The 12,475-nt window shown below is 60.7% G+C and carries 16 protein-coding genes; 11 read left to right on the forward strand and 5 right to left on the reverse strand.

Features of this window, described 5'->3' with window-relative positions:
• Window positions 1-137: 137 nt before the first annotated feature.
• Window positions 138-908 (reverse strand): phosphatase PAP2 family protein, encoded by a 771-nt coding sequence (locus RLW55_RS03340; RefSeq protein WP_414461511.1) that lies wholly within the window; start codon window positions 906-908, stop codon window positions 138-140.
• Between the two features lie 256 nt (window positions 909-1,164).
• On the opposite strand from RLW55_RS03340, the gene RLW55_RS03345 reads away from it, so the two are divergent.
• The 3 genes from RLW55_RS03345 (at window position 1,165) to RLW55_RS03355 (ending at window position 2,336) form a co-directional block, all read left to right on the forward strand.
• Window positions 1,165-1,353 (forward strand): hypothetical protein, encoded by a 189-nt coding sequence (locus RLW55_RS03345; protein ID WP_423415571.1) that lies wholly within the window; start codon window positions 1,165-1,167, stop codon window positions 1,351-1,353.
• Window positions 1,354-1,501: 148 nt separating this feature from the next.
• Entirely contained in the window at window positions 1,502-1,783 is a 282-nt protein-coding gene (locus tag RLW55_RS03350; RefSeq protein WP_423415572.1) for a hypothetical protein, read from the forward strand.
• A 250-nt stretch (window positions 1,784-2,033) separates the two neighbouring features.
• Complete coding sequence (locus RLW55_RS03355; protein WP_409561872.1) at window positions 2,034-2,336, forward strand: hypothetical protein; 303 nt, start codon at window positions 2,034-2,036, stop codon at window positions 2,334-2,336.
• Between the two features lie 97 nt (window positions 2,337-2,433).
• Here RLW55_RS03355 and RLW55_RS03360 read toward each other — a convergent pair whose 3' ends face one another.
• Window positions 2,434-2,607, reverse strand: coding sequence for a hypothetical protein (locus RLW55_RS03360; protein ID WP_414461508.1), 174 nt, complete (start codon window positions 2,605-2,607; stop codon window positions 2,434-2,436).
• 218 nt (window positions 2,608-2,825) lie between these two features.
• Here RLW55_RS03360 and RLW55_RS03365 point away from each other — a divergent pair, with 218 nt between their 5' ends.
• Complete coding sequence (locus RLW55_RS03365; protein WP_409561870.1) at window positions 2,826-3,668, forward strand: lytic murein transglycosylase; 843 nt, start codon at window positions 2,826-2,828, stop codon at window positions 3,666-3,668.
• 14 nt (window positions 3,669-3,682) lie between these two features.
• Here RLW55_RS03365 and fabF read toward each other — a convergent pair whose 3' ends face one another.
• Window positions 3,683-4,966 (reverse strand): beta-ketoacyl-ACP synthase II, encoded by a 1,284-nt coding sequence (gene fabF, locus RLW55_RS03370; protein WP_423415573.1) that lies wholly within the window; start codon window positions 4,964-4,966, stop codon window positions 3,683-3,685.
• Window positions 4,967-5,405: 439 nt separating this feature from the next.
• Here fabF and RLW55_RS03375 point away from each other — a divergent pair, with 439 nt between their 5' ends.
• The 4 genes from RLW55_RS03375 to RLW55_RS03390 all read left to right on the forward strand — a co-directional run bounded on the left by RLW55_RS03375 (window position 5,406) and on the right by RLW55_RS03390 (window position 8,234).
• On the forward strand, window positions 5,406-6,383 hold the full coding sequence (locus RLW55_RS03375) for a hypothetical protein (protein WP_414461506.1): 978 nt from the start codon (window positions 5,406-5,408) through the stop codon (window positions 6,381-6,383).
• Between the two features lie 21 nt (window positions 6,384-6,404).
• Window positions 6,405-6,770 carry a lysozyme inhibitor LprI family protein gene (locus RLW55_RS03380; protein WP_409561867.1) on the forward strand — a complete coding sequence of 122 codons (366 nt, stop codon included), beginning with the start codon at window positions 6,405-6,407 and terminating at the stop codon, window positions 6,768-6,770.
• Window positions 6,771-6,883: 113 nt separating this feature from the next.
• Window positions 6,884-7,192: a hypothetical protein gene (locus RLW55_RS03385; protein WP_423415574.1), complete on the forward strand. Its 309-nt coding sequence runs from the start codon at window positions 6,884-6,886 to the stop codon at window positions 7,190-7,192.
• 166 nt (window positions 7,193-7,358) lie between these two features.
• The gene (locus RLW55_RS03390) at window positions 7,359-8,234 is read left to right on the forward strand and encodes an aldo/keto reductase (RefSeq protein WP_423415575.1); all 876 of its coding nucleotides are present in this window, start codon (window positions 7,359-7,361) and stop codon (window positions 8,232-8,234) included.
• Here RLW55_RS03390 and RLW55_RS03395 read toward each other — a convergent pair.
• Window positions 8,218-10,215, reverse strand: coding sequence for a DHA2 family efflux MFS transporter permease subunit (locus RLW55_RS03395; RefSeq protein WP_423415576.1), 1,998 nt, complete (start codon window positions 10,213-10,215; stop codon window positions 8,218-8,220). The genes RLW55_RS03390 and RLW55_RS03395 overlap by 17 nt on opposite strands.
• On the opposite strand from RLW55_RS03395, the gene RLW55_RS03400 reads away from it, so the two are divergent.
• Window positions 10,216-10,410 (forward strand): hypothetical protein, encoded by a 195-nt coding sequence (locus RLW55_RS03400; protein ID WP_423415577.1) that lies wholly within the window; start codon window positions 10,216-10,218, stop codon window positions 10,408-10,410. It abuts the gene before it with no gap.
• Between the two features lie 163 nt (window positions 10,411-10,573).
• Window positions 10,574-11,665, forward strand: coding sequence for a D-alanyl-D-alanine carboxypeptidase family protein (locus RLW55_RS03405; protein ID WP_423415578.1), 1,092 nt, complete (start codon window positions 10,574-10,576; stop codon window positions 11,663-11,665).
• A 21-nt stretch (window positions 11,666-11,686) separates the two neighbouring features.
• Here the strand turns inward: RLW55_RS03405 and RLW55_RS03410 are convergent, their stop codons facing one another.
• The gene (locus tag RLW55_RS03410) at window positions 11,687-12,034 is read right to left on the reverse strand and encodes a hypothetical protein (protein ID WP_414461500.1); all 348 of its coding nucleotides are present in this window, start codon (window positions 12,032-12,034) and stop codon (window positions 11,687-11,689) included.
• A gap of 166 nt (window positions 12,035-12,200) precedes the next feature.
• On the opposite strand from RLW55_RS03410, the gene RLW55_RS03415 reads away from it, so the two are divergent.
• Window positions 12,201-12,437 carry a hypothetical protein gene (locus tag RLW55_RS03415; protein WP_409561862.1) on the forward strand — a complete coding sequence of 79 codons (237 nt, stop codon included), beginning with the start codon at window positions 12,201-12,203 and terminating at the stop codon, window positions 12,435-12,437.
• Window positions 12,438-12,475 lie beyond the last annotated feature (38 nt).

Here is a 12,475-nt window from a genome sequence, read left to right on the forward strand (position 1 = left end):
CCTCCGAATCTGCGATTGCATGTTGTTGTGAAGCCACAAGCGGAGACGTGAGGCTTCAAGCAAAAAAATGCCGCCCGCTGAGACAGCAGGCGGCATAGAGACGATACAAAATCAGCGAGACGATAAGCGCGCGTGATTTACGGTTTCGCAGCGGGCGTTTCGACAGACGCTTGCGCCGGAGCAGCGGCGGGCACCTCGGATGCAAGGCCCAGCGCGCCGCGAACGCATTTCGTCGCTTCGGGTAACATGGTCCGGAACTGCGCATCGTCGGAGAACTCTTCTTCCGCCACGGCCATGCCGAGCAGCTTTCCAGCTTCGATGTCGCTGCGATAATGCACGCCCGCAATCATCCGGCTGTGACCGTAATCCGCAGCCCGCGCCAGAAAGACGGCACGCTTTTCCGGCACCATATATGCGAGGACTGCGCCGAGCGCCGTACCGGCCGTCGTGTGCCCCGATGGATAGGATGGGCTATACTTGTTGCTGGACTCCAACGGCTTCAGATCGTTGTTTGGAAGATTGAACGGCCGCGTCCGGCAGAATGAATTCTTGGCATGCTCAGCCGCGGATTTCGTCCGCTCCATCAGCCGATCAAAGATCGGATGGCAAGCCTCAAGTGCCGCACCATCGAACTTGATATCAGCGCCCTCGATAAAACGCGCGAGCGAAATTTTATAATCGGCGTGTGCATGGTCTGCCTGCGCCTCTGTTCGATTTTGCTGCAATGTCTGCAGTTCTTCGAGTTCCACTTTCGTCTGTGCGCAGCTATCACAGGGTGGCGGCGACAATAATTTGACGAGCGGATCTGTCGTCGGCTTGGGGCAGGATGCCTCCTCTGCCGAGAGCGCAATCGGCATCGAGATGCATGCGACAAGCACCGCGCAAAAAATCGTGGTTTTCCGAAACATCGTGCCGAGCCTCTTTAATTGTAAGCTACGCATGGTCGCGCATTGGAATACCCCCCCAATGGGCCGCGAGCGTTAAAGACCTATGACACCCATCCTTCACGAGTGCGAAGCGAGATAAAGTGTCCCAATCCCCGTTTCGCAATAGCCGTTGGATGACGGACGCCGATCCATCGCCCGCCCCGAGCAAGCCTGCGGCGTCCGATAGCAAGCCGAGCTCGGCCCCGCCTCCCTCGGTCGCACGCGCCCCGCGATTATCGTGAGCATCAATATCGCAGCGATCGTCGGTCTCTCGTTCTGGTATTTGGCTCAGCCGCAACCGGTCCTCGTGCAGGGCGAGGCTGCCGCTATTCTTCATGTCGGCGTCGCGTGGCCGCGCGAGGTGATCCCCGCGGCGCTCAAATCCTTCAGCTTCATCTTCCCGAGCACGTCGGCCATCGACGTCTAGTACGCGTCAACCAGATGGGTGCGACGCCGCATGAACTGTCCCATGACTGGCTACAGCTCTGGATTCTCGTCGCCGTTTACGCGGCACTGACGGCCCTGTCCGGTTGGCTTCCGGGCCGCCGCTCGGCTCGGCTTACGAACGGGCAACGATGATGAAAACCCGCATTCTCCTGCTCGGATTGGTCACGCTGCGCGCAGCGGGCGGCATCTATTGTCTCCACCGCGAGCCACCGGCCGAGATCGCAACGCCCATCGGCATCGTGCGCGAAACCGAAATCAGGATCGCTCCCGAAGGCATTGCCCGGCTGGACTCGATCCTCGTGAAGCCCGGCCAGCAGATCCACAAGGGTGACGTGCTCGCGGGAAGCTCCTACCTCTCGGTGAATTCGCCGTGTGGCGCGCGGCTCGGGCCGTCAACGATCACGACCTGAACAGCTTCCTGGTACGGATCGACCCAATCAAACCGGCCGAAGGCATCGAGCCCGGCATGAGCGCCTGGATCGAGAACGCTTCGCCGCCGCGCAGCTAAATATCCGCCGCGAAAAAATCCAAATGACCGCATGTGATGCAAATGAGCCGCGATTCCACCGAAATCGACCAACGTTCATTATTTGTCATGAACACCGTTTCTTGCGCTGTGGCACCCTCTCCGCTTGCTATTCACATTGAGGAGTGAAGCCGATGCGCAAGATCACTGTTTTGACATTTGCCGCTCTCGCCGCTGCGACGTTCTCCGCCGCTCCGGCCAGCGCTCATTCGCACTCATGCTTTAAAAAATATTCGATGGGCGAGGCGCTCACCGAAGACACAGCCAAGTTCCAGGCTGACGAAGCTCTTCTTCAAGCCACAGACTGGGGCGTTTGGGCAGTTTGGATGACGGGCGCGGGAACACCGGGTTACACGTTCAGCCCGCGCAAATACCATTGCTCGCAGGGCGGCTTTGGGTGGACCTGCCATGCACAGGCGACACTCTGCAAACTCTGAGATTTCGACGAAGCAAGGCGAAGGCGGCGGCAAGCGGGCGCCCCTTCGCGATCATTTCGATGCATTAGTCCAAGTAGTGTCCACTTCGCCAATGGCGTTATTTGCGCTTCCGCCGCGCCGCATCCGTTTTGATGGGCTTATGGCGCAAAAATCCGGATAAACCCGAAGGGTCGTCAGAACTGGTTGAAACGGCGAAGATGATCGCGCCGACGACGACCAGTCCAAGCATTAGGGCGCCAAGGTCTACGAGCGAAAAAAAATCTGCCGTCATCACACATCATCCGCAATCGCGATAAAGCGCGATGGTTCGCATGATGTCCCGCCCCCGGCTGTTCCTTGCGGAACAACCCGTCGGCATCGTCCGCCCAACGTCAGTGCGCCGAGATAAGCATTTGGCGATGCGCGCAATCTATGACAGTAAGGGAGATGGCCGTCGGCCGACATTCTCAATAAGATCTTATTTGCACTCGACAATTCCGGAAGAACCGCATGTCATCCGCCCCCGTCGCATCGCCGCTGTCCAAACTCCGGGCCGCGGCCCTCGCCTGCCTCGTGCTGTCTGGAACCGCGGGACAGGCGCTCGCCCAGTGCGGCAACGGCCCCAGCGGTTTCAACGCGTGGCTACAAAAATTCCGCCAGCAAGCCGCAGCGCAAGGCATCAAATCCAGCACGGTGGTGTCGGCGTTATCGGGCGTGACGTACGATCCGACCGTAATCCACCTGGACCGCTCACAGCACTCATTCAAGCTGAGCTTCAAACAATTCTACGCCCGCCGCGTCAGCAACGCGATGATCCGGCACGGCCGCGCGCTGATGCAGCGCCATCGCGCCCTCTTCGATCGCATCGAAAAACGGTTCGGCGTGCCTGCGCCCGTTATCGTTGCGATCTGGGGACTGGAAACGAACTACGGCGCCAACCTTGGCGCCCGCTATTCGATCATCCGTTCGCTTGCAACGCTTGCCTATGATTGCCGCCGCACCGAATTCTTCACCGGCCAGTTGCTCGACGCCCTGCGGATCGTTGAAGAAGGCGACCTGACACCATCGCAATTGCGCGGCGGGTGGGCGGGCGAAATCGGCCAGACGCAATTCCTGCCGACGCCCTACATCCGCTACGCCGTCGATTTCGACGGCGACGGCCGCAAGGATCTGATCCACAGCGTACCGGACGTTCTGGCCTCGACCGCCAACTTCCTTGCCGGGCACGGCTGGCAGCGCGGCGCAGGCTGGCAGCCCGGATCGCCGAACTATGGCGTCATCGCCGAGTGGAACAAAGCCGACGTCTACGACCGCACGATCGCGGCCATGGCCGACCAGATCGCCGGCCGTTGAGACGCCGGATAACGTCACGTCGCCCAGCGGCGGAAGATCACCGAAGCGTTGACCCCGCCGAACCCGAAGCCGTTCGAGAGCACGTATTCAACGTCGCTCTTGCGCGCTTCCGGTCCAATCAGATCAAGGCCTTGCGCTTCCGGATCGGGATCGGTGAGGTTGAGCGTCGGCGGCAAGACGCCGTCACGTAGGGCCAGAACCGAGAAGACCGCTTCAAGTCCGCCCGCTGCCCCGAGTAAGTGCCCCGTCGCTGACTTCGTCGATGAAATCGCAGCGCCGGGACCATTTCCGAAAAGCGCACGCATAGCTGCGACCTCCCCGCCGTCTCCCACCTGAGTCGACGTCGCATGCGCGTTGAGATACCCGATGTCGCCTGGCGCGATACCCGCCATCGCCAGCGCCGCCCGCATGGCGCGCAGTGCGCCGTTTCCATCCGGCGGCCCGGACGTCAAATGGTAGGCATCGGCGCTTGTCCCATAACCCACCAGTTCGGCAAGCGGCTTGGCCCCACGCGCCAGCGCATGCTCCTCTGTCTCGATCACGAGCATGCCTGCGCCTTCGCCCATGACGAAACCGTCGCGCGCCGCATCGAACGGCCGCGAGGCTTTCTCCGGCGTATCGTTGAAGCCGGTCGATAACGCCCGCGCCGCTGCAAACGCGCCCAGCGCCACACGATTGATGCATGCTTCCGCGCCACCGCACAGCGCGATATCGGCTTCGCCGCTGCGGATCATGCGCATGCCGTCGCCGATCGCCTGTACGCCCGCAGCGCATGCCGTGACAGGCGCACCGAGCGGCCCCTTCAAACCGAACATGATCGAAACGTTGCCAGCCGCGAGGTTGACGAGAAACGCCGGGACCGTGAACGGCGAGAGCTTTTTTGCGCCCCGTTGATCGACCGTATGAACCGCATCGGTGATGGTGAGAAACCCGCCGATGCCTGAGCCGATTACCGTCGCCGTCCGCTCGCGCGATGTTTCATTGTCCGGCGCCCACCCCGCCTGCGCCAACGCTTGGCGCGAGGCTTCAACGGCGAATTGAATGAAGCGATCCATCTTTCTCCGGTCTTTCACCGGCACGGCCTTCGCGACGTCGAAACCGTTGGGATCTTCGCTGATGTCAGGAACGACGCCCGCAACCTTGCAATCGACATCGGGAACGATGGCATCGTCGAGCCGCCGGATTCCCGATTGGCCGGCGACGAGGCGCTGCCACGTCGTCTCGACGGTCGCTCCAAGAGGCGAGACGACGCCCAAACCGGTCACGACGATCCGCGGACTTGTCTTTCGATCTGCCAAACTGCGTTCCCCTTCCGATCCAAATTTTGCTGGGCGGCCCTTCCGTGTTCGGGGCCGCCCGCGGCAACGCGCAGATACATGATATATGCAATTTAAAATGACAAGCGAACGATATGCATCGGCCACAGGAGAACGTCAAATTCGGACGCGATTAGGCCCTCCAACTCCGCCCTGCCGTCAAGCCCCCTGTTGCAAGCTTGCAGCGCTATCCCAGTAGGCGTGCTGAACGCCAGCATTTTGCGCAACAAAGTGCGCTCCGGCACTATGCGGCCGCCGTCCCAAGCCCTAGAAAAAATCCATTCCAGTCACCGCAATTGCGCGCGTCCAGCTCGATTGCGGCTTTTACTATCTACCGCGCCCGCTGATGACCCTCATCGTCATAGTCGGGCCGGACACGTCGATATGTCAGCGTCTGTTTTGTAAGCAGAGTATCGTAAGAGTGGGTAGCGTTCGGACCATACTGGCCAGCCTGTTTACGGCTCTCGGCGGCTTTTTCCTCCTCGCCATGACGGTGGGGGTGGGCTTTGCCCTCTATCTCGCAACCGCGCCTGATAGCGTCTCGGCCCCGGCCGACGCTGATGCCGTCGCCGACCGCCCTCTCGTCCGCGCCCAGCTGTCACAATCGCCGAACCTTATCCGCGAAGCCGCGATGTCGGTGCCGCGCCCGGTCGGCCTTCCCGCCCCCGCGGTCGATCGCGCCGCCCTCATTCGCAAACTCCAGAAAGCCCTGGCCCGTGCCGAATGCTATGACGGCCCGATCAGTGGCGTCTGGAGCGATGCGTCGAAAGACGCTATGCGCGGCTTCCTCAAAACCGTGAACGCCGAACTGCCGGTCGGCGCACCGGACGCAGCGCTCGCCGCTTTGATCGACTCCAACGCGGCTGCGATCTGCCGTCCCGAACGCACAATCGAAACTGGTGCTCTGGGTTCGGCGTTGCAGGCATCTGCTGCTGAGGCCAACGCCGTGCTGCAAGGTTCAAAGATGCGTGCAGCTAATGGCGCCGCGGAAGATCGTCACACCACGCCCGCACCCTCTCTGCTCGGCCGCGCCTTGGCGCCGGCTGGAATGCTGACGCCAACGGCCATGGCTGCATCGGAAGATAAGCCAGCATCATCCAGCACGCCTCGCGCCGCCGCGCCGGAAGTGACCGCCAGCAACGATGTATCGCCGACCGATGATACGTCCGCTCCGGCTTCCACACTCCATTTCGAAGGCGACAGCCCGCTTCCGGCCGCGCAATCCGTCGATCCACAACCGTCCGAGATGACGCCGCAGCCCGAGCCTCGCAAGGCAACATCGGTAAAGACGAAAAAAACCAAGACAGCGCGGCGCCGTCCTGCCAAATATGAGGACGTCGAAACGACGATCAGCAAGGGCTTCAATTCCTTGCAGCAGTCGCTCTCGTCGATGTTCTAGCAATTCCCAACGGAGCAAAGAATGATGCCGAGACGCGCCATACTTCCGATGGTGACGGCGATAGCGCTCGCAAGTGCCTCAGGCGCGGCTTGGGCTGGTGATTACGCCCCTCTCAACTGTCACAAAGCCAGCTCCCCCGCAGAAAAAACGATCTGCAGCTCATATCCGCTCGGCCAAAGCGAAGCCCGCATGGCGACGCTGTTTTCGGTCGCGACATCGCTCGTCGCCATGGGCCAGCGTGGCGACATCCAGGATGCCCAGCGCAACTGGCTCGCGTCGCGAGACGCTTGCGGCAAAGACGTTGGTTGCCTCGACGCCGCCTACCAGCGGCGCATCGGCGCACTCAATAACGTAATTGCGAATATTGCTTCCCGCGGACCGTATTGAGCCTTCCCTAACGGCTCCCCATATGTCGGGCGGAACGTGACCGGCGGCCCAGCGTTCCGCCCTGGAAACCCGCTGCGTGCCCGCATGCACGTGCGCCGATTGGAGAAACTTCCATGTTGAAGTCCAATGCCGCACTGTTCGTCTTTCTCACAGGCTCATTCATGATCGCAGCCGCGACAAGCGCTAGCGCCATCGAATGTCGGGAAGACTATCAGATCGTGAACGGCCAACCGATCTCGACACCCTATTGCCGCGACGGCTACCTTGCTCAGGTGGCCCGCGAATACGGTTTCAAAGCCTCGGCCAGCGCCATTCGAAACAATCCATCGCGCAAGGAAGAAGTTTGCCGCTTCATCGGCAACGACATCCGCGTTCAGACCGCGTGCTCGGAGGTGCTGCCGACACCGAGGGACTCGCGTTGAGGTAAACAAGCGCCGCGATCATTGGCTCGATAGAATTCGACCGGTTATCGCGACGCTTTGTTCATGCGTTGTGTCGAATGCCGTTGCCAACCAATCCTCATACGTCCCGGACCGGGCGCGACCCTCCGACCTGAACCGCTCACTTAGAAACGAAAGGCAGGCAGCAATGTCATCGAGCACAATCGTCAAAAACCACTCCGGAGTCTTCAAGATCGGCGGCGACATGCCGGTCAACCGCCTAGGCTTCGGCGCAATGCGCATCACCGGCAACGGCATTTGGGGTGAACCCTCCGACAAGGACGAATGCCTGCGCACGCTTCGCAAGCTTCCTGAACTCGATATCGATTTCATCGACACCGCCGACAGCTACGGCCCCGAAGTCAGCGAGCGCCTGATCCGTGAAGCGCTCCATCCCTACAAGGGCATCAAGATCGCAACGAAGGCCGGCCTTGCCCGCACCGGTCCTAACATCTGGATCCCGCTAGGCCGCCCCGAATACCTTCGCCAGCAGGTTGTTCTCAGCCTTCGTCGGTTGGGCGTCGAACGCCTCGATCTCTGGCAGTTGCACCGTATCGACCCGACGGTGCCGCAGAACGAACAGTTCGATGCGATCAAAGCGATGCAGGCTGAAGGTCTGATCTGGCATGTCGGCTTGAGTGAGGTCGGCGTGAAAGAGATCGAAGCGGCGCAGAAATTCTTCAAAGTCGCGACGGTGCAAAACCGCTATAACCTCGCCGACCGCGCCAGCGAAGACGTGCTGGACTTTTGCGAAAAGCATGGCATCGGCTTCATTCCTTGGTTTCCGCTTGCGGCCGGTGATCTCGCCAAGCCAGGCTCACGCCTCGAAGCAATCGCGAAAAATCACGACGCCGGACCAAGCCAGATCGCACTCGCGTGGCTGCTGAAGCGCAGCCCTGTCATGCTTCCGATTCCCGGCACCTCGAAGGTCAAGCACCTTGAGGAAAACATGATCGGCGCCAACATCAAACTGAGTGACGCGGAATTCGCCGAACTCAGCGTGCTCTCTAAGCCGAAGTCATAACGCCCGGTTTCACTGGCGGAGAGCTGGCAAATGAGGTTGCCAGCTCTTTCATCAAGGCGCGCACTTCCGGATGCTGATTGACGTCCCAATCCGCGAGCATCTTTTCTAGATTGTCCTGCCGCTGTCGCAGCAGCCGCGCGTAAAGTTGTTGCCCCGTCTCAGTTAACTCGACAAAGCCGCCCGGCGCCTCGCGGGCCATGCCGGCCTCCTCGAGACGGTGAAAAACCCGCGGCTGCCGCGTTTCCTTAGGCCCCAGCCGCTGGCGAAGCTCGGCCTTATCTGCCCGGCCGCCGATTTCGCCAAGCCGCGCCAGAAGCCAGAATTCATCCGGCTGTAGCGCGACATCGAACCGCTTCGCTGCCTGCTCATAGTAGCGCCAACGGTTTTCTTTCGCCGTAATGCGTTCGACGATCCGCGCCAGCTCTTCAAGCGACGTCGCATCGCGCGGCATTTGCAGCGGATCGTTCTGCGGCTCCACAGCGAGCGTCGCCCTGAGCGGCACTTCCTTGATTAGGAACGATAGCAAAAACGCGACGAACGCCGTTGCGGCGGCTGTTCGGAAAACCGGATGCAGCGCCGCGACGAACAATTCGTTGTACGTCGCTTTCAATTCGGCGGAGAGCGCGCCGATTGCGGTCGGATCGCTCATCGTGTCGGCAAGCTGCGGCGCGTGGGCTGCAATTTCCCGGTTCAACGCAAAACCGAAAATCGCACCAAAGAGCGCGGCTCCGACGGAGCCGCCAATCGATCGGAATAGCGTCGTCCCTGACGTCGCGACACCAAGCTGCTCGTAGGCGACAGCATTCTGCACCGCCATCACCAAGATCTGCATGACCATGCCGAGCCCTAGGCCGAGCAGCACCATATAGACCGACGCCGTCGACGCCGAGGTATCGACCGTAATGGACGATAGCAGCACCAGCGCTACCGTCATCACGCCGGTTCCCATGATCGGAAACATCTTGTAGCGGCCGATCCGGCTGATGATCTGCCCGCTCGTGATCGAACTGACGAATACGCCAAGCATCATCGGCGTCAGATGCAGGCCCGCGCTCGTCGGATCGAGCCCTTTGACGATCTGCAGGTAAAGCGGCAGCAGCGTGATCGAACCAAACAGCGCCAGTCCGACAATAAACCCGATCGCCGCGGCGACAACGAAAGCGCGATTGGCGAACAGGGTCAGCGGTAGCAATGGGTCCGCAACGCGCGTCTCAATGTAAATGAATGACGCCAGCGACACGAGACCGAGAAGCGAAAAGGCAACGAGACTGACCGGCGCTTCCGATGCCAGCGTCGCCCCGAGGCTCGTGACGATAACGATCGACGTCAACGTCAAGGCCAGCAGCATGGCGCCAGGATAATCGATCTGGATCTTCGACGGCTTCCGATGCGGCCGGAAAGTCCTATTGATCACGGCGAGTGCCAGGATGCCGAATGGCAAGTTGATCAGAAAGATCCAGCGCCACGACGCATTGCCGACGATGAACCCGCCAATCAGTGGACCGAGCACAGTCGACAACCCGAACACACCGCCGAAAAATCCTTGATAGCGCCCGCGCTCGCGCGGCGGCACGACGTCGCCGATGACCGCCATCGCCGTCACGATCAATCCGCCGCCGCCGAGGCCCTGCACAATGCGGAATGCGATCAGCTCGGGCAGGTTCTGCGCCACACCGCACAACGCCGAACCGACGAGGAAGATCAGGATCGCGACCTGCAGCACGATCCGCCGTCCGAACAGGTCGCCAAGCTTGCCATAGAGCGGCACGACGATCGTCGTCGCAAGCAGATAGGCCGTGACGATCCACGACAGATGCGACAGCCCGCCGATCTCACGCACGATCGTCGGCAGCGCCGTCGAAACGATGGTCTGATCGAGAGATGCGAGCAATAACACCAGCGCCAGAGCCGAAAAAATCGCGATCCGCTCGCGCGCGCCGGTGTCGGGCACAGACTGTTGTCTGGAATTGGAAATTGCCATGTGCCGAACATCACCCCTGCATTTTCCGCGCATGCCATTGCGATGCGCCGCGATCTCGCCGATCAAGCCCGGCAAATTCAAATTGAGACCAAGCGTGTCATCACGCCTCACAGCCAACGAAAAAAGCCAGGGTATGTCCCACGAGGTGGGGAACGCGCCGATGCCGTGCTGGTATCCCACAAAAGGGCATATTAAACTTGGGGGCCGTGAATTGCTGAATCTCGATCACAGAGCAAGCTTTCCCTAAAGTAGCGCCGCATAAGCAACACAACTTGTCATAAGCTTCGCGCCGTCCGGGCCGTCGGTTGGCCCGTTCGTGCGAATATGTTAGCCCAGCCTAAGAAATATTGAGGACCGTATGCGCTCACTGACGACGGCCATCGTAGCAGCAGTGCTGATGTGGCTGGCGGCTTCACCCGCCGCAGCCGGCCCCGCTCTGCTGTTCGAGCCTTCGACGGGAAAGATTCTGTACGCCGAAGATATCGACGACATCTGGCATCCCGCGTCTCTCACAAAACTGATGACGGCCTACGTCGCGTTCGAAGCGGTCAAGAACGGAGAGATTCATCTCGACGACAAAATTCCCTGCTCATTGCCCGCAACGCTTCAGCCGCCGAGCAAGGTCGGCCTGCAAGTCGGCCAGACGCTGACCGTCAAGCAGGCATTGCAGGCGGTGATCATCAAGTCTGCCAATGACGTAACGGTGATGCTGGCGGAAGCAATCTCAGGCAGCGAAGCGAAATTCATCGACCGCATGAACGCGACGGCGAAACGCCTCGGCATGACGCACACGAGCTACGTCAACACCAATGGCTTGCCTGATCCCGGACAGCTAACCAGCGCCCGGGATATCGCCAAGATCGCGCGCGCCGTGACCAGCGAGTACCCTCAGTACGCCAGCTACTGGGCCATGCCTGCCATGCACATCGGCAAGCGCCGCCTCGGCAGCCATAACGCGTTGCTCAAAACATTCCCCGGCGCCGACGGGCTGAAAACCGGCTTCACCTGCGATTCCGGCTACAACGTCGTTGCCGCCGCGACCCGCGACGATCACCGGCTGATGGCCGTCCTTCTTGGCGAGTCCTCCGGCAACGAACGCGCCATCCGCGCCGCGGCCATGCTCGAATACGGTTTCCAGAACTACGACTGGAAGCAGCTCTTCAATACCTCGACCATCGACAACTACCCGATGGACCCGAATTATAAGACGGTGCAATCCGTCCGCGATTCGGTCGCGGCATGGGGCTGTCACCCCCAACGCAGCCATACCGCCGGACACAAGCACAAGTCGAAGCGCAAGCTTGCAGCCGCCAAGAAGAGAGCCGCCGAAAAGGCCGCTGCCGCTGCGAATGCTGAACCTGCGGCGTTGAAGGGACCGGTTGATCCAACGCCGAGCGCTCCCGCAGCGAGCGGCGATGCGCCGAGTGCTGCTGCCGCGACGGCCGATTAACCGCAATCGCACTCGCGCAGTCTAGACCAGTAGCTCCAGCGGCCTGTCGTCAAAGGGGCATCCGGGAGGCTGAGCCGAATCCGGCGGCGATGCCTGATCGGAATTGTCGCCGTCGTCGCCATTCCCTCCATCGTCATCCGGCGACTGGGCGCTATCGTCTCCCGAAGAACCGTCGTCAGGCGAAGCTTGCGACGGTGGTTGCGCCGAATTGGCATCGGGTGCGCCATCGTCCGGCGCAACGTCTTGCGCGAGTTCCATTCCGGCACACCCGCGCAAAACAGGACACTCGCGGGCCATTACGGGCGAAGCGGTAACGAAAACAGCGATCGCAACAGCGATCAGCGCCGATGCCTCGGAAACGTTATTCATACGACTTTCGCCCTAGCTTTCCGGTCTATGCGCCCGAAATCAATCAAAAGCTGTTCAGTTTAACCTACCTTTAGGACGTACGGAAAGCATCCGCACGCAACATGGCTCCAAACTTGCTTTTCCCGAGTCGTCAGTTTTCCAACTACGACTTGAATAGGAATTTGCGATGACTTGGCCTGCCCGGGCGACTTTGAACAAAGAAATGGATTTCACGCCGCCGCCCCAGGACCTAGGCGCAATGGCCGAGGTCCTCGAAGGCAAACACGGATTGTATGCGGCGGGGATAGCCGAATTCTTCGCGCTGTATCACGGCCAGAAAGGCGATGTGGGACGCGCATGGGCCTGGACCGGCGTCGCCGAGCTTGTCCGCACGCGCGAACGCGAACGTCTCGACGAGATGTAACTCAATTTTCTGCGTCGGCGGCCGGCGCGCAGACGCGT

The organism is Hyphomicrobium sp. B1 (assembly GCF_049532635.1).
Classification (GTDB): domain Bacteria; phylum Pseudomonadota; class Alphaproteobacteria; order Rhizobiales; family Hyphomicrobiaceae; genus Hyphomicrobium_B.